The following is a 20,102-nucleotide window of genomic DNA, read 5'->3' as shown; positions in this document are numbered from 1 at the left end:
AATCCCCGGCACGATGACCGGGGATTTCTGTTTGCGCAGTATCTAAGTTATCAGCTCAAGCGTCCCGCCGCGTGGGCCAGCATGGTGTAGACCTTGCCGGTGTCCGAGGTCAGGTAGGATTGCGTCACGCTGCGGTCGCGGTCGGTGCGGGCGACGTCCGCAAGCAGCTTTTCGAAATCGGCGATATAGCGATCGACGGCGGTGCGGAATTCCGGCTCGCGGTCGTATTTGCGCTTGATCTCGTCAAAGGTCTGCTGGCCCTTCAGCGTGTAGAGGCGGCGGGTAAAGACATCCCGCTCGCCGCGCTGATAACGCCGCCACAGATCAACCGAAGCATCGTGGTCGATGGCCCGGGCGATATCGACCGAAAGCGAGTTCAGCGATTCGACCACATGCCGCGGATTACGCGCAACCGGCGCTGCTTCCGTCTGCGGGCGTGGTGCAGACTGGCGAGCCGGCGGCAGGTCGGCAAGGTCGTCGCGCGATGCACCGCGCAGAAGATCGCTGATCCAGCCGCCGCCTGCCGCCGTTTCCTGGCGGGCCGGAGCCGGCGTCTCGATCGGGCGCGGCTGCGGCGCAACCGGACGCTCCGCAATGGTGCCGCGAAGGCCCAAAGCCTCGATCGGCGGCTGCTGTGGCTGAGGCGCTGGCTGCTGCGCTATCGACTGCTGCGGCGCCGGTTGCTGTGCTACCGGCTGAACGGGCGCCTGCGGGGCAGGCTGTTGGGGCCGGGGAGCTGCCGCAACCGGAGCCGGCGCTGCCGGGGCAGGTGCCGCCGGACGGGGACGCGGAGCTGGCTGCGCATCGGCCAGCGCACGGGCCGAAGGCTCGGAGATCTCCAACTGCTGCGTCGAGCGGCCGACAATCTGCGAAATGTCCTGCAGCGCCTTGATCTGCTCGGCGACGGCGCGGCGCATGGCGGCCGCGCTTTCCTTGGCCTCTTCCGGCAGATCGAAGGCACCGCGCTTCAGTTCGCTGCGGGTCAGGTCGAGTTCCCGGCGGATATCGCCTGCTGAGCGGCGGATCTCGTCGGTTGCGCCCGAGAAGCGGCCGACGGCATCGTCAACGGCGACGCGCAGCGTCTCGCGCAATTGCTGGGCTGCGCCATCGGACGTCTTGCTGGCTTCCGTCAGCATATTCTCGATGTCGGCGATCGAAGCGGAGAGACCGCCGCGCAGACGGTTCGTCAGCTCGCCTGAGCGACGCTCGGCATTGGCAAAGGTACCGTCGATCGTCTGGTTGGCCTCTTCGCCTGCCTTCTGCAGCGCACTGCGCATGCTTTCTGCCGCCTGTTCGGCGCGGGATTCCGCATCGGAGAGCACTCGGCCGATATCGGCGAAGGAGGACTGAACGCCCTGACGCAGGTTGCCGGTGACTTGGTTGGAGCGCTGTTCTGCGCGGTCGAAGGCGCTTTCCACCATGCTGCCGAGGGCGCGCATGGTGTTCTCGATTTCCTCCGAGCGCTGAACCAGGCCGATGGATAGGTTCTGCAGCGCCGTTTCGCGCTCTTCCAGCGTCGAGACGAGGTTCGATTGCGCGGCACCCAGAAGCTGGGAGGCCTGGGACAGGACCTTGGAATGTTCGTCGAAGCGGCCGATGATGCCGCCGACCTGCGACAATGTCTTGCCGGAAATATCCGAGAGCTTGTCGACCTTGCCTTCGAGAAGCCGCGTCGAGGCGGAAACCATCTCGCCTGCCTTCGATGCGGAGTCGGCAAACCGGGCTGACGTCGCGTTGAGGCGGTTGTCGATGGTGGCGAATTCCTCGGCGGCGCCGCTCAGCATACCAGCGATCGCAGAATTGTTTTCCGCCAATCGCTCGATGATGCCGTTGACGCTGGCAAGCAGATTGTTCTCCAGCGCGCTGACTGCATTGGCGGCGTGTTCGGTGCGGGCCGAGATCGCCGCCAGCGTATCGTTGGTACGCGATGCGATCGCGTTGATCAAAGCGGCGTTTTCTGCACGCAGGCGATCGCTGCTTTCCTGAGCTGCGGCCGAGATCAGCGCTGCCGCTTCCTGCCCGGTGGCCGCGTAGCGGTCGACGATCGGGCGGGCCTTCTCTTCGATCAGGCGCGACAGCTCGCTAGAGCGACCGGCAAGCATGGAGTTCAGCTCACGCGTGCGCTCGTCGAGCGAAGAGCGGATCGAGGTGCCACGGGCCTCAAGAGCCTTGTCGACATCGGCAAGCGTCGCGTTGATCTCGCGAGCGCGATCTTCCAGGCTGGTGCGGATCGCATTGCTGCGTTCGTCGAGCGTGCGTTCGACCTGCGCCATGGTGGAGGCGATCTGTTCGCTGCCGCCGGCGAGCGTGTTGCGGATGGCAGCACCACGGGCCTCCAGCGACTGCTCTGCGGAGGACAGGGCCTGCGAGATGGCGTTGACCTGATTGCCGACGAGACCCTCGGCCTCGGCGACCTTGTTGACGATCGCGTTGCCAGCCTCCGAGAAAGTCTGAGCGACTGCAGCCGCCTGGCTCGCCAGACGGTTATGTGTTTCCGAGACGCGCGTCACGATCTCTTCGGAACGCTCGTTCATGGAGCGAGTAAAGGCATCGCTGCGATTGCCGAGATCGTCGGCGAATTGCTGGCCGGTGCGGGCGAGCAGGTCTGCCGTGCGGGTCGCCTCGCTGTCCATGCCCTGAGCGGCGTCGGCAACTGCAGTGCGCAGCGTGGTGGCGAGGTTGGTGGCCTTGCCTTCGATGGTGCGGTTGACGGCTTCCAGACCGACATTCAGGGCGCGGTCCATGGTCGACAGGCGCTCTTCGATGTGGGCGCTGCCGCTTTCGAGCGCCTGGCTCAGATTGGCGGTGCGGCTGTCGATCGCCTCTGCCATGGTTGCCAGACGGTTGTCGAGCGCGGCTGCAATGCGGGCTGCAGCGTCGTCGCCGCTGCGGTCGATCTGAGAGATACCGCTCGAAAGCGTGTCGGACAGTCGGTTGCCGGCGGCATCGACCTGGGCGGCAACGCCGCCGACGCCATCATGAATGCGGTTTTCGAGGGCGGACAGGCTGGCTTCGACCCGCGAACCGGTTTCGGCGAAGCGGCTGGTCATGCCGTCGATCGACTGGTTAAGGTTGGTCGAGAAGGTCTCTGCCGAGCGCGTGATATCGCCGGCTGCCTGCTGAATGCGACCGGCAATATCGCCGGCGCCGCCATGCAGCCGCTCTTCGAGCGCTCGCGCGCTGGCGTCGATGGTCTGGCGCAGCGAAACTTCGCGATCTTCGAGCGACATTTCCAGCATGCTGGCGCTGGTGGCGATCGAGGTGCCGATCGCGGTCGCCTGTTCGGTCAACGTGTTGTCGAGCTGGGCATGGGCATCGCGGAGCGTCAGGCTGATGGCGTTGCTGCGATCTTCCAAGGTGTTGCGCATCCGCTCATAGGCGGAGGCAAGGTTTTCATCCATCTGCGACAGGCCGACACCCAGCGTATTTTCGAGCTGGCGCGTGGTGGTGTTGAGCGCATTTTCGATGCGCTCGGCCGAGCCGCCAACGACGTTTTCGATGCGGTTGCTGCTGCTGCCGAGTAGGCCGGAGAGCGCTTCGGTATGGGCGCTGAGCGAGCGATCGAGACGATCCTGGTTTTCGGTATAGGCGGCACGGATTGCATCGGCTTTGTCGCCAAACGCGCCGGCGACGCGGGATTCCGCACCGGATACGCTGTCGAGAAGAGCATCGGCGCGTGCTTCCAGGGCACTTTCGAAACGGCTCTGATTTTCGGCGAGCGTGATGGCGAATGCCATGCTCTTGTCATCGAGCGCATCGGTTAGCGCCGCATGGCCACTGGTAACGGAGTGGGCGATCGCCTCGGCGCTGTTTGCCAGCGTTTCCTCGATGCGAGCCTGATTGTCCGACAGGGCGATGGCAAGCGCCAGCGTCTTGTCGTCGAGGCTGTTGACGATCTTGTCGTGCGTGCCGGCGACCGTCTCGGAGAGCGCGTCCAGTCGGTTGGAAAGCGAATCTTCGAGGCGCGATTGCGTATCGGACAGCGAAATGGCCAAGGCCATCGCCTTTTCGTCCAGCGTATCGGCAAGGGCGGTGTGGCTGCCCGTGAAAGCGTTGGCGATCGCTTCAGCGCGGTTGGAAAGCGTTTCCTCGAGGCGCGCCTGGCCGCTCGTCAATGCTGCCGTGAGAGCCTTGGTCTTGCCCTCCAACGTATCGGCGACGCCTTCGGCGTGGCCAGACAGGGTATCCTCCAGGCGAGACTGGCTCTCGGAGAGCGCAACGGCAAGTGCCATCGTCTTGTCGTCGAGCGTGTCGGCGAGTTTGCTATGGGTATCAGCAATGGCGCTGGTCAGACCTTCGACGCGACCGGAGAGTGTCTCTTCTATGCGAGACTGGCTCTCGGAGAGCGCAACGGCAAGTGCCATCGTCTTGTCGTCGAGCGTGTCGGCAAGTTTGCTATGGGTATCGGCAATCGCGCTGGTCAGGCCTTCGACGCGACCGGAAAGCGTTTCTTCGATACGGGACTGGCTGTTGCTGAGTGCGGCGGCCAGTGCTCTCGTCTTGTCGTCCAGGGTAGTTGCCAGCGCGTTGTGCGTATCGGCAATCGCACCGGTGAAGCCCTCGACGCGACCGGACAATGTGTCTTCCAGGCGCGCTTGGCTGTCGGAGAGAGCAATGGCCAGCGCCATCGTCTTGTCGTCGAGCGTGTCGGTGAGCTTGTTGTGGGTCTCCGCCAGCGCGCTGGTCAGACTCTCGGCCCGGCCGCTCAAAGTGTCCTCGATGCGCGACTGTCCGTCCGACAGCGCGATGGCGAGCGCCATGACCTTGTCGTCCAGAGTGTCGGCCAGCTTGCTGTGGGTTTCGGCAACCGTGCTGGCAATCGTATCGGCGCGGCTGGCGAGCGTGTTTTCAAGGCGAAGCTGGTTTTCGGCAAGCGAAATGGCCAGCATCGAGGTGCGCTCGTCGAGAGCCGCGGTCAGATGCTCGTGGCTGCCGGTGACGGCGTTGATGATACCCTCGGAGCGATCGGCCAGCGTCTGTTCGAAGCGCGATTGGTTGTCGGAGAGCGCGCCGAACAGGGCGCTGCTGCGTTCGGCCATGACGGCGTCGATGCGCTCGTGAGCGGAGCCGAGTGCCTGCGTGATTTCGCCGGTGCGGGCCGACAGCGTATTGTTGATCTCGCTGGCGCGGCCAAGGAAGGTATTGGTCAGCTCGCTCGTGCCCTTGTTCAAGGCGGAGGAGATGTCCGAGGTCGCCGTCTGCAGCGCCTTGCTGAATTCGCCAGAATGTGCCGCAAGCGTGTCCGTAAGTTCGCCGGAGCGGCCGGCAAAAGCTGATGTCAGTTCCTCGGTGCCACTTTGCAGGGCGGCGGAGACATCGCGCGTCACGCCCTGGACCGCGGACGTGAAGCTGCCGGCATGCGAGGCGAGGGCGGAGTTCAGTTCGCTGGTGCCCGAGGTCAGGGCCGAGGTGATCCCGTTTGTTGCCCCTTCGAGAGCGGAGGCGATCTCGCCGGCCTTGGAGCCGATCGCGCTTTCCAGCACTTCCTGGCTGGTGGCAAGCGTCGTCGCCAGGGCAAAGGACTGGTCGGTCAGCGAAGAGCCGAGGCGTTCAATGCTGGAATTCAGGATGCCGTCGATGGCATCCGAGCCGCCGCTCAGCGTTTCATTGATCCGTGTCAGGCTTTCCGACAGCTTGCTGTCCAGCGAGCCGGCGCGCTTGTCGAAAGCGGAGGTGAATTCCGAAACGCGCTCGTCAAAGGCGGTCGAAATCTGCGCCACGGTCGACTGCATACGCTCCTCGAAGAAGCCGGAGCGCAGGTCGATGTCCATAATGGTGTCGTCTGCGGTGGACTGCAGGCTCTGGCGGAAGCTCGCGCCCTTTTCATCGAGCGCGGTGTTGAGCTTGGAGAGCACATCATCGAGCGTGCCGGTGATCGAGCGTTCGCTACCGGTCAAGCTCTCGCTGATTTCACGCGTGCGGGCGACCAGCGTCTCGTTCAACTGACGGGCGCGTTCGTTGAGCGCGGTGTTCAGCTTCTCGGTGTTGGCATCGAGCGTGGAGGCGCGGGTTTCGAACTGCCCCAACAGCTCCTTGCCGCGTTCCGCCAGCGTCGACGATAGCGATTCAAGACGCGTGTCGAATTCCTGGCTCAACGCAAAGCCGGATGCATTGAGATTTTGCAGCAGGCTATCGGTCTTGGCGGCGAGGAGGGTGCCGAGCGCCTCTACGGCGGTATCCGTTTTCTCCATCAGCGTCGCAGCGCGCGTATCGATCATGGAGGCGAAAGCTTCGCCCGAGGTCGACAGCCGCACGGCAATTTCTTCGGTCGCCAGCGACAGATCTTCCTTGATCTGGTCGTGCACGCCGACGATCGACGAGCGGATGCGTTCGGCGTGGTTGACGATGGCATCGCGTTCGGAGCCGAGCTCATGCACGAGGCCGCGCACGCGCAGTTCGTTGTCGGCGTAGCTGCGCTCCAGCGCGTTGACCTCGGTATGAACGAGCGTCTCGAGTTCGGTGGCGCGAGCAATCGTCCGCTCGATGCCTTCGTTCATGGCCGAGACTTCGCGGCGCACGGCCTGACCGACCGTCATGATGCGCTCGGAAGCGACGGTTTCCGGCTCGGCGAGCCGCAGCGCCACTTCCGCCATCGAACGAGCTGCATTGCGCATATCCTGCGCGCGCGAAATCATTATGCCGAAAGCATAGAACAGAAGGACGGGAACGATGATGCCGATGATGCAGGCGATGACGCCGGGGAGGGCGGCGAGATCGGCGACCGTGCGGATATTCAAGAGTTGCGGGCCGTAAAGCAGGAAAGCGAGGCCGATGCCGCCGACGATCCAGAACAGCGAGAAGATGGTCGCGTTGCGTACGGCGCGGCTCTGAGAACCGCCATCGAGGGATTTCAGGATGCTGGCCGGGCTGACGCGATTGGCGTCATTGGCCGGAGCAAAGATCGGGCTCTTCGGCACTTCGGTCGGTCGAGCCGCTGCGGCGGCGCTCCGCGCAGCGGCTGCCTTGCGTGCCGCATCATCCTGAGTCTGTCTTGCAGGCGGATTCGATGGCTCAGACACTCTTGTCTCCGGGGTGTCAGGCGTTGAACCGCTGCGAGGCTCCAAGTTCTCGTCACTGAAATCGATCTGCAAAGCTTCGTCCAAAGCCTGAAAGGCCTTGTCCTCGATCGACTCGATGTACTTTTTGTTCGCCATACGGTTACGCCTCGTTACAACTCGATCGGGCCTGCCGTGTCTTCTCCGGAAATCCGCCAACGTCCGGAAAAGACGAACCTGCCTCCCGTTAGGTTACCCGCCTTCGGCTGAGACCGGAGATGGATTTCCCATTACATTTCATAGTGGATACCCGCTTTTTCAAACGGATGATATTAAAACATTACCACTATCCACCCCTTGGGCAAAGGCATGCGCCATGAACCCAATTTGCCAGTACCGTAGTGACACATTCCCCCAAGCGTGACAATTAATTCCACGGTTGGGACACTGTCCCATTAAGTCATTGTTAACACTTTTCGTCTGCGCAAATTCCTGAAAACCTAATAATTTAGCCATGTTTAACGCGCGTTAACCATGTCGGCAGATTTAAGGTCCAACTGTCCCAAAATTTAACTCGATCGCCATCGGCAGGCCGCAACCATACGGCAAATCCCAGAGACAGTTATAGATATAAGACGGGAGAGTTGGCATATGGCAGCATTGAATATCGCATTCGAAGCCCCGGACAATTCGCGGGGCGCAGCGCCGTCGCGGGAACGGGCGATCGATCTGGTTCACCTGGCAAAGCAGACGATGGGCGACAAGGCTCTGGAAGTGGAAGTGCTTCAGATGTTTGCCCGGCAGGCACGTTCCTGTCTGCAGGAAATCGGTTGCGGCGACCGCAAGCGCGCGATCGCCGCATCGCATCGGTTGAAGGGTGCGGCAAGTGCCGTCGGCGCGTTCAAGGTGGCCGACGCCGCCAATGCGCTTGAGAGCGATGTCGGTGACGCCGCGCGCATGGCTGCGGTCACGGCCTGCGTCATCGAGGCTGAGAATTTCATTTTGAAGTTGTCGCGTTGAGCTGACGCCGCCCGAAATCACCTAATGTTTGCCCTTGCGCTGCCAAACGGTTTCTGCCGTTTCGGCGGCGCAATTGTTGACTGCCCCCGGGAATTGTTGGAAGAAAAATTCCGGATCCTCCCTTCACTCACGAATACCGGAATTCATTCACATGACCAAACTGACCATCGTTGCTTTCGACGGCACCCGTTTTGATCTCGACGCCGACGAGGGCTCCACCGTGATGGAAAATGCCGTGCGCAATTCCGTGCCGGGCATCGAGGCGGAATGCGGCGGCGCCTGCGCTTGCGCCACCTGTCATGTCTACGTCGATGAGGACTGGGCCGAAAAGGTCGGCGGCCCGGAAGCAATGGAAGAAGACATGCTGGACTTCGCCTTCGATGTCCGTCCGACTTCGCGTCTGTCCTGTCAGATCAAGGTGACGAAGGCACTTGACGGCCTCGTCGTGCATGTTCCGGAGCGCCAGGCCTAAGTCCATCTCCCGGGAATGCGAGCCGTTTGGGACGCGTCCACAAAAAAGAAGCCCCGCTCAGCTTGTCGCAGCGAGCGAGGCAAGGCGGGCGCATCACCAACAGGCAAGGGAGGAAACACCTGCGGCTTCAGGACGCGCCAGGAGAACACTGGGCACACGCGTTAAACACTGAACTCGACAGCGCGGCGGGACGAACGAACCCGTCACGCAAAAACTTTGATCGGTCTTTGCGAAAACCCCTCTGGCTTCCGATAACAATCCGGCTGAGCGGATCGACGCGATATGCAATAGGAAAAACCTATTTCAGATTCTCGTAAAGTTCAAAAATGAGAAGTTGTGAATGATTCACAGGTATAGTGACAGTTTTCACACAGATTGTTGTGATCAGAGCGCCATTTCGCGAAAAAAGATCTGTTAGCGACCTGTCATTCACCAGTTTGCTGGCTGCGATAGGTCATCAGCCTCTGGATGCGGCTCTGAAAATTGATCGCTTCGATTTTGTCGAATCGGGCCTGATCCTCGTCATGCAACTGCGTTTCCTGCGTGGTCACTTCGTTTGCCTGGTCCTGAAGCGTGTCGCAGTCCTTTGCCGAAGGCAGGGCAAGGATCGACTTTTCCATCCGCCGCGCATGTTCGCGCGCAATTTCCGCATGCCGATCCTCGTGGCGGCGGATATCCGCCGAAAGCGTATCCCAAATCATCGATAGCTGCCGGGTCGCATGCCGACGGTCGCGCCAGCGCGGCAGAATGATTTCGGTATCGACCGTGATCTTGACGTCGGAAATATAGCAGCGGCCGTTCCGCTCCGCATATGTCGCATTGCCGCCGAAGCGAACCTTGGTTGCCCCGGGATGGCGGCTGCTGGAACCCATCGTAACCGGTCCGTGCGCATTCAATGCCGCATCGAGCGCATCGGCGCTGTCTCCTTTGATATCGAAATAAGAGACGGATTTGTGAGCAACCACCTCCGCATCGGCGCCGCTGGAAATGCCGCACAGAAGCAACAGGATAAGCGAGACCCGGATCTGTCGGGGTGCAAACGGCATTCGTGCTGCTACCAGGTTGAACTTCGGCGGAGCTTGCGGCATAGCCACTGCAAGCGCAATATCCGGCGCGAGGTTTTTTCATTTTCAATGGGATGGACGGATCGTGACAGAGCTTCGCAGCCATAGCTGGCATGTCGCGCATGGGCGCAGCCTCGATGTCGGCGAACGGAGCGCCATCATGGCGGTCGTCAACGTGACGCCGGATTCCTTTTCCGACGGCGGACACTACGAGGCCGTCGACACCGCGGTCGCACATGCTCTTGCCTGTGTGGAGGAGGGCGCTGCGATCATCGATATCGGCGGGGAATCGACCAAGCCAGACGTTGAGGTAGTCAGCGCCACGGAGGAGCAAGGTCGTGTTCTGCCCGTCATCGAGGCGTTGCGCGGCAAGACGGATGCGCTGATCTCCATCGATACCTATCGTGCCGATACCGCTAGACTGGCGATCAGCGCCGGCGCGCATATCGTCAACGATGTCTTCGGCCTGCAGCGCGAGCCTGAAATCGCGGCATTGGCAGCCAAGACCGGCGCCGGGCTTTGCATTATGCATACCGGCCGCGAACGGGCAAAGCTTCCCGATGTCATCGACGATCAGGTGCTGTTTCTCAGCCGATCGCTCGATATCGCGGCAGCCGCCGGCGTGAACAGGCAGAATATCGTCCTCGACCCCGGTTTCGGTTTCGCCAAGGATGTCGAGGAGAATCTGGAGCTGATGGCGCGCTTCACGGCACTGCTCCGCTTCGAACTGCCTTTGCTGGCCGGCACATCGCGCAAACGATTCATCGGTGCGGTGACCGGACGGGATGCGCCGGATCGGGATGTGGGAACTGCGGCGACCAGCGCTATATTGCGTTTGCAGGGTGCTGCAATTTTTCGGGTACACAATGTCGCAATCAACAGGGATGCCCTGGCGGTTGCCGATGCTATCCTCAGGACACGGGCGAAACTAGGCGGCAGGACGCCATGAGCGATATGATCTACACCATCACCCTTCAGAACTGCGCTTTCTTCGCCCGCCATGGCGTGCACGACGAAGAAGAATTCCTCGGCCAGCGTTTCTTCGTGGATGCCGAGCTCGATGTCGAAGCCGGCGGTGCATTGGAGCAGGATTCGATCGACGATACCGTCAACTACGGCATCGCCTTCAGCGTTATCGAAGAGATCGTCACCGGGCGCCGTCGCTATCTGATCGAGGCGCTGGCCCTCGATGTCGCGAAGGAATTGTGCCGGCGCTTTCCGAGCGTGCGCCGGGCGAAGATCTCGGTGCGCAAACCCAATGCCCCGGTTCCGGGCGTTCTCGATTATGTGCAGGTGAGCGTTGAGCATTTTGCCTGAGACCGGACAAACGCGCGCCACCCTCGGCCTCGGCGGCAACCTCGACAATCCCGTCAAAGCCATGGCGCTTGCCTTGCGCGCGCTTGATGTGCGCACGGACTGCCACGTCGCTGCGGTTTCCCGCCTTTATCGCACGCCGCCCTGGGGCAAGACGGACCAATCCTTCTTTTACAATTCGTGCGCAGCGGTCGATACGACGCTGTCGCCGGAGGCGCTGCTCGATGTTTGCCTTGGTATCGAGCGGGATATGAAGCGGGTGCGTATCGAACGCTGGGGGCCGCGGACGATCGATATCGACATCCTAACCTATGGCGATCTTGAACGGGCCGAACCGCTGTTGGAGATCCCGCATCCGCGCATGACGGAACGCGGCTTCGTGCTGATGCCGCTCGCGGATTTCGGGGCCGATCTCGTGGTGAGTGGTCGCAAGGTGGCGGATTGGTTGAGCGAAGCGGATGTGCAGGGAATAGAAGTGGCGGACGAAAGCCGCGATTGGTGGAAACCGGCGTAACGCCAATGCTGCCGTCCCCTGCTCGATGAAGGCGTCTCGGTCGGAAACGAAAAACGCCTCCGCCTGATCACATCAGGCGGAGGCGTCATTGCCGTCAGTGCATAAACGTTACTGGATTGACCCGACAGCCATCTGATCGATATCAGCGGCCCGCTGCAGCGTCACACCGATGACGGGCACCATCTGATCGTTGACCTTGACGGAAATCGTTACGTTCATCGTCTTGTTGTCCGCGACGCGGGCGATCATGGCGCCGTTCAGCTTTTGACGATTGAGGCCGAGGACCACGGTGCCGTCGTTGACGGTGCCCGATGTGACGTCCAGTCCTTTGCCGGCCGCGCCGTCCAGGAATTTCCCGGTATAGCTGCCGCCGTTCTGGGTGATTTCCGCCGTCATCGGCTGCTGGAAGACGCCAACGCGGCAAGTTCCGTCGAGTTTAACACCGGCCGTGCCGCCGTTGAGCGCCTGGCCCGTCAGGTTGCAGGTGAATTTCGTGCCCTTGTACTTGCCGGCGACGATCTCGCCCGGGCCTCGCCATGAGCCGGCGACGGACTGAAAGAAGGCCTTGTCACGGGATGCCGCATCGGCTGAATGCACCCAAGCTCCTGCAGAGAGGGCTGCGGCGGCAAAGCCGCAAACAAGAAGAAATTGGCGCGAAAACATGGACATTCCCTAACGAAGAGGAACCGGAAACTGGTTTCCACTTTTGCCTTAGAATGGTTAATGCTTGGTTTCTTATGGAGGTAAAAGCCGCCTTTACAGGCGTTTGCTGCACTCAGCGGCCGGTCACGTTTGGCGCCAGATCCCCGACGAAATCGCCGATCCCCGGCCGTTTCAGCGCTTTGAACGACAATGGCCGGCAGAGATCCATTGCAGCGATGCCGATGCGCGCCGTCATCATGCCGTTGACAACGCCTTCACCCAGCCGGGCCGAGAGTTTCGAGGCTAAACCGTGGCCGATCAACTGCTGCACGATGCTGTCGCCGACGGCAATGGAGCCGGTAACCGCGAGGTGAGCGAGCACGTCGCGCATTAGCCTGATCATGCCGAGCGTGCCGGGCCTGCCGCCATAGAGCTCTGCCATGGCGCGCACCAGCCTGGCCGATTCGTAGAGCACGTAGAGAATGTCGACCAGCGCACGCGGGCTAACGGCCGTGACAACCGAAACGCGTTTGGACGCGCCGAGAATCAGCGCCCGGGCTCGGCGATCGAGTGGACCCAGCAGTTCCCGTTCAGCGAGGTCGATCAAATGCGGCGCGTCGATGATATCGTTTTCCGCCGCTTTCAACGTCGCGCGGCCCTTCGCCGTTTCCGGATTGGCTTCCAGAAGCGAGCAGAGGCCTTGGACCAGGGCTTTTGCGCGTGCCGGACGTGTTTCCACACTGGCGGCTTCGGCCTCGGCTTTGATCGTCTGCACGGCCGCAAGCCGCATCACGCCCGCAGTCTCGCGAATGACGATGGCGAGGACGGCGAGGATGCCGATGCCGAGCACCGCAAGGGCGGTATAGCCCAACCAGTCGGCGCGGCTGAAGAGATCGCGAATCAACTGATCGGTCCACAGACCGAAGGCGAGCGACACGAGAATGCCGAAGGCGCCGGCGGCGATTTTGCCGAAGGAGAAACCTCTGCGGCGCGGCGCGGCCACTGCGGTTTCAGTATCGGGAGCGGCGAGAGCAGGGTTGAGGAATGGATCTTCCTCATCCGGCGTCAGCACGATTTCCGTATCGAAACTCTGTGGCTTACGGCGGGGCGCCTCTGCTGCCGCTTTTGCAGCCGCATCGCCTTTCGACATTTCCGGCTCGACCGAAAAGGCGGCGGGACGGCGGGAACTGCCTCTGGGATCGTCTGCGGTCGGCTTCGTCATGCGAGGCGGTCTCCGAACAGGAACTGCATGGCGCGGTCGAGGCGGATATGCGGCACGGAAAGTTTAATGCCGGCGCCGGTCTCGTCCAGCTCCGGCGGACGGAAGCGGACGACGCTGACCTCGGGCAGATGGATGCTTGCGGCACCTGGTTCAAGCGCATCGAACAGCCATCGCGGATTTTCCGGGAGGTCGCCGGGGAAAACAGCCGTTTTGCGGTTGCCGTCGAATGTCTCGCCGGCGATGGCCTCACGATCCATCGGCGTGCCGACGATGACGGGAAGCGTATGACCGTCGCGTTTTACCGTGGCCTCACGCGTGGCACGAACAGAGGCGATCGCCATGACCTCGATGCCGGCGCCGGCCATGCCGATCCGTTCGATGGCGCGTTCCACCAGGCGGCGGGTCAGAGCCTCCAGCCGGTCGTGACTTTCGTGATGAAGATGATCGGCCTTGGTTGCGGCGACCAGTACGCGGTCGATGCGGCGGCCGAGCAGCGAGGAGAAAAAGGAATTGCTGCCAGGACGGAAGCAGGCAAGCACATCCGTCAGAGCGCGCTCCAGATCCTGAACCGCTTCCGGGCCACGATTGATGGCCTGCAATGCGTCGACGAGGACGATCTGCCGGTCGAGGCGGGCGAAATGCTCGCGGAAAAAGGGTTTTACGACGACGGACTTATAGGCCTCATAGCGGCGCTCCATCATTGCCCACAGCGAGTTCTTCTGCGCTTTGCCTTCAGGCGGAGGCACCAGCGGCGCGAAGGTCAGTGCCGGTGAACCGTCGAGATCGCCGGGCAGCAGGAAACGGCCGGGGGGCAAGGTGGACAGCGAACGTTCGTCAGATTTGCAGGCTTTGAGATAGCTGGAGAAAGCGGCGGCGAGTTCGCGCGCAATTGTCTCGTCCGCGGATGCGGAAGCATCGGTTGCCTGCGTTATCGCCAGCCATGCACGCGACAGCTCCGCGCGAATACCGGTTTTCGCCAGCATCAGTGTTTCCTCACTGAAGGCGCGGAAGTCCTTGCCGAGCAATGGCAGGTCGAGCAGCCATTCGCCGGGATAATCGACAATGTCGATGGAAAGGCGCCCCGGCGAAAACAGCCGGTTCCAGCCGCTGGCGCTCTGATAGTCCAGCGTGATGCGCAGTTCCGAGATGGCCCGCGTCGAATCCGGCCAGACACGCTCCTTCACCAGCGCGCGGATATGATCCTCATATTGGAAACGTGGGACCGCATCGTCCGGCTGCGGCTCGAGGCGTGCGGCGGAGACCCGGCCGGATTGCACCGGCTCGAACAGCGGCAGGCGACCGCCGTTCAGCAGATTGTGCACCAGGGAGGAAATGAAAACGGTCTTGCCGGAACGGGAAAGGCCGGTAACTCCGAGCCGGATCGTCGGATTGACGAGGCCTGTCGTGCGGTCGACGAGATTATCGAAGGCGATCAGGGCGTCGTCTGTGAAGGAGGTCAGGCTCGGCGGCAAGGCGAAATCCCAGAGTGACAGCGTCACGGTCAATATAGGAAGCAATGCGATAGCAGAAAAGATGATTGGGCTTTGCGGATCACGCCCTCTAAATCGTCGCTCGCCTGATATTTTTCTGCTGAACCTATTTTTTGAAGAAATCCGTGAGGACCCAGCCCGACGGCGTCGAGTCAACAACGGCGAGTCCGGCGGTCGGAAAGCCTTTGGGAATCGCGGAGACCAAGGCGTGATGGCCAATTAGTGCTTGCAGCGTACTTTCAATGATCGGGTTATGGCCGACCAACATGACGGAGTCCTCGGTCACCTGCGATGAGATGATTTCGAGATAGATCTCTGTTGTGGCGTCATACAGCGCGTCGACGTAACGGAACTTGGTAGAGGGGCTCATGGCGTGGCGAATGGCGTCGGCGGTTTGGCGGCATCGCAACGCTGTCGAGGATATCACGAGTTCCGGCTTGTAGCCTTTGTCGACGGCTTTTTTGGCGACAATTTCAGCGGCGGCATAGCCATCACTGCTAAGCGCGCGGTCGAAATCCTTCTGACCAGGAGTTGGCCGCAGGGCCTTGGCATGACGCAACAGGTAAATCCGGGACGGCGGAGGCGTGATGCGGGTCATAGCGGAATTCCCGTGCTCGATTTGCCTTTGACGTACCGCCTGATCCTATATGCCGTCAACTGCGGGGCGAACGGCAATACGGAGGGGTTGGCGGTCATTCACGCGAAGGTTATGGTTCTATCACATTTGCGTCATCGCGAATATATAATGGAAAAATAAACCTTTAGCCAACTTTTATGACAAATTTAAAAATCCATTTACCACGTCTATTTGGCTTGAATCGATACTACCGGTTGGGATATACAGCGCGCCATATGAGATGTTCTTCAGGAGAATCGCGTTGAGTGAGAAGATCGATCTTAGCAATTATGTGCCCTCGGAAGACGAGGAGTTCATGAATGGGAACCAGCGGGCTTACTTTCGCGCAAAGTTAGTCGCCTGGAAAAATGATATCCTAAGAGAAGCGCGCGAAACCCTCGACCACCTGGCCGAAGAAAGCGCAAATCATCCCGATCTCGCTGACCGGGCTTCTTCCGAAACCGACAGAGCCATCGAACTTCGGGCCCGCGACCGTCAGCGCAAGCTTATCTCGAAAATCGACGCCGCGTTGCAGCGCATCGAAGATGGCACCTACGGTTACTGCGAGGAAACCGGCGAGCCGATCGGTCTCAAGCGTCTGGACGCCCGTCCGATCGCGACCCTGTCGATCGAGGCGCAAGAACGCCACGAGCGCCGCGAGAAGGTCTATCGCGACGAATAGGTCTCGGACCCTCCGATTGGAGCGAAAAATTGAGGCACGGCGGAGATTTCCGTCGTGCCTTTTTCATGTTCGCAGGAGCGGTTGGCCGCGCCTCATTTGTCGCGGTTGACGCTCATTTCGCCGAAAATGCGGGCGACCTCTTTCTGAAGCGCGGTATCCGCCCCGGTCATCGGCGGCAGTTCCGGATCGCGGCGCTGCGCCGGGGAGGCCGCAGGCTGCTGAATCTGCCGTTGCGGCACATTCGGGATGATCCGTTCCGCGGTAAGATTGTTTGACATTTCCGCTTCCAATATGCGCTGGAAATCGGCGCCGGGCTCGCGCACTGGCGGCGGTGCCACCACGGGCGGCGCCGAAGCGACTGCGGGCGCAATCGGCTGGCGGATCGGCTGCGGAGAGGCGGCCATGGGCTGGTGGACAGGCTGTGGGGCGGCAGCGACACGCGCCGGCTCTTGCGGTAATACGTGCCGACGAGCGGCATCGAGAATATCGGCGACTTCCGCTTCCCCCAGCATCGCCACCGATTCGGGCGTGCGCTGTTGTGGCGCCAAGGCGGGTTGCGGGCGCTCGGCCGCCGGCGCGACATGAAGATGAGCCGGTTCAACGGCAGCACTGGGTTCCGGCGGCATATGGGCTTCGACCGCAGCTTTCTGGAGGACGGGTGGCTCGGAAGCGGTCGCCGGCAAATGATCGAGGCGCGGGGCCTCCTGCGCCGGTTCCAACCGGCGTTCGTAGGCCAGCGGCGTTCCGACTGGGGTCGGTGCCGGCATGCCTGCTTTGGCGGCATCGGAAATCCCCGACTCAATGACGATATCGGTCGGGCCGCCGATCATGATAAGATGTTCTATGCCATCGCGCCGTACCAGCACCAGCCGGCGGCGAGCGTCGACGGCGGCGGCGTCAAGCACCTGCAGGCGAGGCTGGCGGTTCTTGCCGCCGCGCACGAAGGGCGAGGGCGCTCGGCTGCGGAAGATCCAGAGGATGCAGATCAAGAGGAGGAGGGCAATGCCGACCCCACCGGCTGCAAGGAAGAAGCGACTGCCATAGGCCCCGGCGATTTCGTCCCACATTTCGAGATACTCCGTAATTGTTCCCCAATGCCGCAGCCTTGCCGTTAAAACGACCGGTCCCGCGTCCGCACCTTTGTCTCGATATGAGGCGATCATATGGACAGGTCCGCTCCGGAAACAAGATAGATCGTTCTTTGTCCAGCGCTCTTCCTTGTGAATACAGGCCTTTCTAGCCCCGCAAAGCTTTTTGCTGATGCGGCAAATTGCTAAAGAAGATTCGAAAGTTCCGAATCCGGCGATCCGTCAAGTGCGTGACGTGAGAGGGAAGAGGGCGGAGACGAGGGGTTTATGACGAAGCAGCGTCAGTCCGACGAGTATAGCGTGCCGCTGGTGGATCGCGGGGTTCGTTCGGGCACCGTGCTGCGCATCATCCTGCTCGCCCTGGTGCTGGTGGCCGCCGCCGCTGCTTTTGTCGTTTTCAAGGACCAGCTCGACAATGAAACCGTGCTTGGCGGGCTCGGCATTCTCGCCATGGTCGGCATCTTCTTTCTCGTCTCCTCGATTATCGGTTTCGTGGAAGTCATGCCGCAGACGCAGTCTGACAGCCTGGCGCGCTCATTCCTGAACAGCCATCCGGACGGCACGCTGATCACGGATGAAAAGGGCCGCATCGTCTACGCCAACGGCGCCTATGGCCGGTTGACGGGCGCGGCCAAGGCGACCGACGTCCAATCGCTGGAAACGCTGCTGTCCCGCAATCGCGAATCCAATGAAGCGCTTTATCGCCTTGCCAACGGGCTGCGCGACGGCAAGGAGGGTTCGGAGGAGTTCCGGCTCTTGAAGCCGCTCGGCCCCGGGGAAAGCAATGGCAACGGCGCGCATTGGTATCGCCTAAAGGCGCGTGTGCTGCCGCCTGAGCAGGGGCGCGGCAAAGCGCTACATATCTGGCAGATCACCGACATCACTTCGGAGCGGGATGATCAGGAGCGTTTCTTCAAGGAATTGCAGAACGCCATCGACTATCTTGATCATGCGCCGGCCGGCTTCTTTTCTGCCGGCCGCAAGGGCGAAATCTTCTATCTGAACGCGACGCTCGCTGAATGGCTGGGCTTCGATCTGACCAAATTCACGCCGGGCTCGATGACTATCGGCGATCTCGTGGCCGGCGAGGGTCTGACGCTGATCCAGTCGGTCCAGGCCGAACCCGGCCTGAAAAAGACGGTGACGCTCGATCTCGATCTGCGCCGCGCCAACGGCCAAAGCCTGCCGGTGCAGATCGTCCACAGTGTCACTTCGATGCGTGACGGGGCGCCTGGCGAAAGCCGCACCATCGTGCTGACACGGCAGAATGGAGGCGACAACGATCAGTCGGCCTCCGTTGCGGCGATGCGCTTCAGTCGCTTCTTCAACAACACGCCGATGGCGATCGCCTCCGTGGACGGTGCAGGTCGCATTCTGCGCACTAACGCACCCTTCCTGAAGCTCTTCTCCGATCTCGTTTCGCGCGACGATATCGAGCGTGGCGCCGCCCTCGAGAGCATCGTCTTTGACGCTGACCGGCCGCGGCTGGAACAGGCACTTGCCGCCGCCAAGGATCGGCAGGGCGATATCCCGCCGATCGATTCGCGCAATCCGAAGGACGATACACGGCATTTCCGCTTCTATATCAATGCCGTCATCGATCAGACCGACGAAGCGCCCGAAGAAGCGGCCATCGTCTACGCTGTCGAAGTGACCGAGCAGAAGGCGCTGGAAACGCAGATGGCGCAGACGCAGAAGCTGAATGCAGTCGGCACGCTCGCCGGCGGCATTGCGCATGATTTCAACAATGTGCTGACGGCGATCCTGTTGTCGTCGGATCATCTGCTGCTGCAGGCAAGGCCATCCGACGCGAGCTTCGCCGATCTGATGGAGATCAAGCGCAACGCCAACCGCGCCGCCGTGCTGGTGCGGCAGTTGCTGGCCTTCTCGCGCAAGCAGACGATGCGGCCGACGATCCTCAATCTGACGGATGTGATCGGCGACCTGCGCATGCTGGTGGACCGGCTGCTGTCGGGCACACATGTCAAACTGGATGTCGATTATGGCCGCGATCTCTGGCCGGTGAAGACCGACCTGTCGCAGTTCGAGCAGGTGCTGATCAACCTCTGCGTCAACGCCCGCGATGCCATGCCCGAGGGCGGCACGCTGACGCTGCGCACCCGCAATTTGTCGGCAACGGACGTGGCTGCCTTCAACTATGCCTATCTGCCGCATGAGGAAATGGTGCTGGTCGAGGTCAGCGACACGGGTACGGGGATCGCACCCGACATCATGGACAAGATCTTCGAGCCCTTCTTCACCACAAAGGAAGTGGGCAAGGGCACCGGGCTTGGCCTTGCCATGGTTTACGGCATCATCAAGCAATCGGGCGGCTACATCCACCCGGAATCCGAAGTCGGCAAGGGCACGACCTTCCGCATCTTCCTGCCGCGCCATATCGTCGAAATTCCGACTGTTATCGAAGGCCAGGCCTCCGAAAGCCGGGATATCTCGGCGATGGACCAGAGCGTTGCCGCTGTCGTCCCGCCGCCGGAGGAGCCTGCGGACCTCACCGGCAAATCGGCCGTCGTTCTGCTTGTCGAGGACGAGGAGGCGGTGCGCAGGGGTGGCAAGCGCATGCTCGAGACGCGTGGCTATACCGTCTATGAGGCGGGATCCGGCGTCGAAGCGCTCGATATCATGGATGAACTCGACGGACAGGTGGATGTCGTCGTTTCCGACGTCGTCATGCCGGAGATGGACGGACCGTCGCTGCTGCGTGAATTGCGCAAGAAATATCCCGATATGAAGTTCATCTTCGTATCCGGCTATGCCGAAGATGCCTTTGCCCGCAACCTGCCGGCCGATGCCAAGTTCGGCTTCCTGCCGAAGCCTTTCTCGCTGAAGCAGCTTGCCGTCGTGGTCAGGGAAACGCTGGATCGCTAAGTGAGGGAGGCCGGGTAAAGCGCTGTTTTGATGCGCTTTATCGCTCTGCGAACCAAAGAAATATGCAAGCTTTGGACGATACCGGCGTCACAAGTCC

The 20,102-nt window shown here is 61.4% G+C and carries 14 protein-coding genes; 7 read left to right on the top strand and 7 right to left on the bottom strand.

The annotated features are described in order from the left end of the window. Nucleotides 1-50: 50 nt before the first annotated feature. Nucleotides 51-7,154, bottom strand: coding sequence for a hypothetical protein (locus NXC24_RS10725; RefSeq protein ID WP_104823258.1), 7,104 nt, complete (start codon nucleotides 7,152-7,154; stop codon nucleotides 51-53). 492 nt (nucleotides 7,155-7,646) lie between these two features. Between NXC24_RS10725 and NXC24_RS10720 the strand changes: the two genes are divergently transcribed. Together NXC24_RS10720 and NXC24_RS10715 are read left to right on the top strand one after the other, a co-directional pair. After that, nucleotides 7,647-8,015, top strand: coding sequence for an Hpt domain-containing protein (locus NXC24_RS10720; protein ID WP_104823257.1), 369 nt, complete (start codon nucleotides 7,647-7,649; stop codon nucleotides 8,013-8,015). Nucleotides 8,016-8,166: 151 nt separating this feature from the next. Next, nucleotides 8,167-8,487: a 2Fe-2S iron-sulfur cluster-binding protein gene (locus NXC24_RS10715; RefSeq protein WP_104823256.1), complete on the top strand. Its 321-nt coding sequence runs from the start codon at nucleotides 8,167-8,169 to the stop codon at nucleotides 8,485-8,487. A 425-nt stretch (nucleotides 8,488-8,912) separates the two neighbouring features. Here NXC24_RS10715 and NXC24_RS10710 read toward each other — a convergent pair whose 3' ends face one another. Next, nucleotides 8,913-9,533, bottom strand: coding sequence for a DUF922 domain-containing protein (locus NXC24_RS10710; RefSeq protein WP_104825115.1), 621 nt, complete (start codon nucleotides 9,531-9,533; stop codon nucleotides 8,913-8,915). 178 nt (nucleotides 9,534-9,711) lie between these two features. On the opposite strand from NXC24_RS10710, the gene folP reads away from it, so the two are divergent. The 3 genes from folP to folK are packed head-to-tail and all read left to right on the top strand — an operon-like array spanning nucleotide 9,712 to nucleotide 11,379. Then, nucleotides 9,712-10,500 carry a dihydropteroate synthase gene (gene folP / locus NXC24_RS10705; RefSeq protein ID WP_245463979.1) on the top strand — a complete coding sequence of 263 codons (789 nt, stop codon included), beginning with the start codon at nucleotides 9,712-9,714 and terminating at the stop codon, nucleotides 10,498-10,500. 5 nt (nucleotides 10,501-10,505) lie between these two features. Continuing rightward, complete coding sequence (gene folB / locus NXC24_RS10700) at nucleotides 10,506-10,868, top strand: dihydroneopterin aldolase (protein ID WP_104825114.1); 363 nt, start codon at nucleotides 10,506-10,508, stop codon at nucleotides 10,866-10,868. After that, nucleotides 10,861-11,379, top strand: a complete 519-nt coding sequence (gene folK / locus NXC24_RS10695; RefSeq protein ID WP_104823254.1) for a 2-amino-4-hydroxy-6-hydroxymethyldihydropteridine diphosphokinase — start codon at nucleotides 10,861-10,863, stop codon at nucleotides 11,377-11,379. Before folB ends, folK begins: the two co-directional genes overlap by 8 nt. Before the next feature lie 108 nt (nucleotides 11,380-11,487). Here the strand turns inward: folK and NXC24_RS10690 are convergent, their stop codons facing one another. From NXC24_RS10690 to NXC24_RS10675, 4 genes are all read right to left on the bottom strand, one after another. Further along, nucleotides 11,488-12,042 (bottom strand): hypothetical protein, encoded by a 555-nt coding sequence (locus NXC24_RS10690; protein ID WP_104825113.1) that lies wholly within the window; start codon nucleotides 12,040-12,042, stop codon nucleotides 11,488-11,490. Between the two features lie 112 nt (nucleotides 12,043-12,154). Then, complete coding sequence (locus NXC24_RS10685; RefSeq protein ID WP_104823253.1) at nucleotides 12,155-13,243, bottom strand: TIGR01620 family protein; 1,089 nt, start codon at nucleotides 13,241-13,243, stop codon at nucleotides 12,155-12,157. Then, nucleotides 13,240-14,715 carry a YcjX family protein gene (locus tag NXC24_RS10680; RefSeq protein WP_104825112.1) on the bottom strand — a complete coding sequence of 492 codons (1,476 nt, stop codon included), beginning with the start codon at nucleotides 14,713-14,715 and terminating at the stop codon, nucleotides 13,240-13,242. Before NXC24_RS10680 ends, NXC24_RS10685 begins: the two co-directional genes overlap by 4 nt. A gap of 124 nt (nucleotides 14,716-14,839) precedes the next feature. Beyond that, the gene (locus NXC24_RS10675; RefSeq protein ID WP_104823252.1) at nucleotides 14,840-15,331 is read right to left on the bottom strand and encodes a histidine phosphatase family protein; all 492 of its coding nucleotides are present in this window, start codon (nucleotides 15,329-15,331) and stop codon (nucleotides 14,840-14,842) included. A 280-nt stretch (nucleotides 15,332-15,611) separates the two neighbouring features. Here NXC24_RS10675 and dksA point away from each other — a divergent pair, with 280 nt between their 5' ends. Continuing rightward, a complete protein-coding gene (gene dksA, locus NXC24_RS10670) occupies nucleotides 15,612-16,031 on the top strand; it encodes an RNA polymerase-binding protein DksA (protein ID WP_028753038.1) in 420 nt (139 codons plus the stop codon). 92 nt (nucleotides 16,032-16,123) lie between these two features. Here the strand turns inward: dksA and NXC24_RS10665 are convergent, their stop codons facing one another. After that, nucleotides 16,124-17,098: a flagellar biosynthetic protein FliO gene (locus tag NXC24_RS10665; RefSeq protein WP_104823251.1), complete on the bottom strand. Its 975-nt coding sequence runs from the start codon at nucleotides 17,096-17,098 to the stop codon at nucleotides 16,124-16,126. A gap of 288 nt (nucleotides 17,099-17,386) precedes the next feature. Between NXC24_RS10665 and NXC24_RS10660 the strand changes: the two genes are divergently transcribed. Next, nucleotides 17,387-20,005 (top strand): PAS domain-containing sensor histidine kinase, encoded by a 2,619-nt coding sequence (locus NXC24_RS10660; RefSeq protein WP_104823250.1) that lies wholly within the window; start codon nucleotides 17,387-17,389, stop codon nucleotides 20,003-20,005. The last annotated feature ends 97 nt before the right edge of the window (nucleotides 20,006-20,102 follow it).

The sequence above is a fragment of the Rhizobium sp. NXC24 genome, from assembly GCF_002944315.1.
In the GTDB taxonomy this organism is placed as follows: domain Bacteria; phylum Pseudomonadota; class Alphaproteobacteria; order Rhizobiales; family Rhizobiaceae; genus Rhizobium.
Note: the sequence above shows the minus strand (reverse complement) of the source record. Positions and strands in the feature narration are given on the sequence as shown.

What these genes read in the sequence shown, in the direction of transcription:
- NXC24_RS10725 (WP_104823258.1), bottom strand. Translation starts at nt 7,154, where the DNA reads ATGGCGAACAAAAAGTACATCGAGTCGATCGAGGACAAGGCCTTTCAG.
- NXC24_RS10720 (WP_104823257.1), top strand. Translation starts at nt 7,647, where the DNA reads ATGGCAGCATTGAATATCGCATTCGAAGCCCCGGACAATTCGCGGGGC.
- NXC24_RS10715 (WP_104823256.1), top strand. Translation starts at nt 8,167, where the DNA reads ATGACCAAACTGACCATCGTTGCTTTCGACGGCACCCGTTTTGATCTC.
- NXC24_RS10710 (WP_104825115.1), bottom strand. Translation starts at nt 9,533, where the DNA reads ATGCCGTTTGCACCCCGACAGATCCGGGTCTCGCTTATCCTGTTGCTT.
- folP (WP_245463979.1), top strand. Translation starts at nt 9,712, where the DNA reads ATGGCGGTCGTCAACGTGACGCCGGATTCCTTTTCCGACGGCGGACAC.
- folB (WP_104825114.1), top strand. Translation starts at nt 10,506, where the DNA reads ATGATCTACACCATCACCCTTCAGAACTGCGCTTTCTTCGCCCGCCAT.
- NXC24_RS10690 (WP_104825113.1), bottom strand. Translation starts at nt 12,042, where the DNA reads ATGTTTTCGCGCCAATTTCTTCTTGTTTGCGGCTTTGCCGCCGCAGCC.
- NXC24_RS10685 (WP_104823253.1), bottom strand. Translation starts at nt 13,243, where the DNA reads ATGACGAAGCCGACCGCAGACGATCCCAGAGGCAGTTCCCGCCGTCCC.
- NXC24_RS10675 (WP_104823252.1), bottom strand. Translation starts at nt 15,331, where the DNA reads ATGACCCGCATCACGCCTCCGCCGTCCCGGATTTACCTGTTGCGTCAT.
- NXC24_RS10665 (WP_104823251.1), bottom strand. Translation starts at nt 17,098, where the DNA reads ATGTGGGACGAAATCGCCGGGGCCTATGGCAGTCGCTTCTTCCTTGCA.
- NXC24_RS10660 (WP_104823250.1), top strand. Translation starts at nt 17,387, where the DNA reads ATGACGAAGCAGCGTCAGTCCGACGAGTATAGCGTGCCGCTGGTGGAT.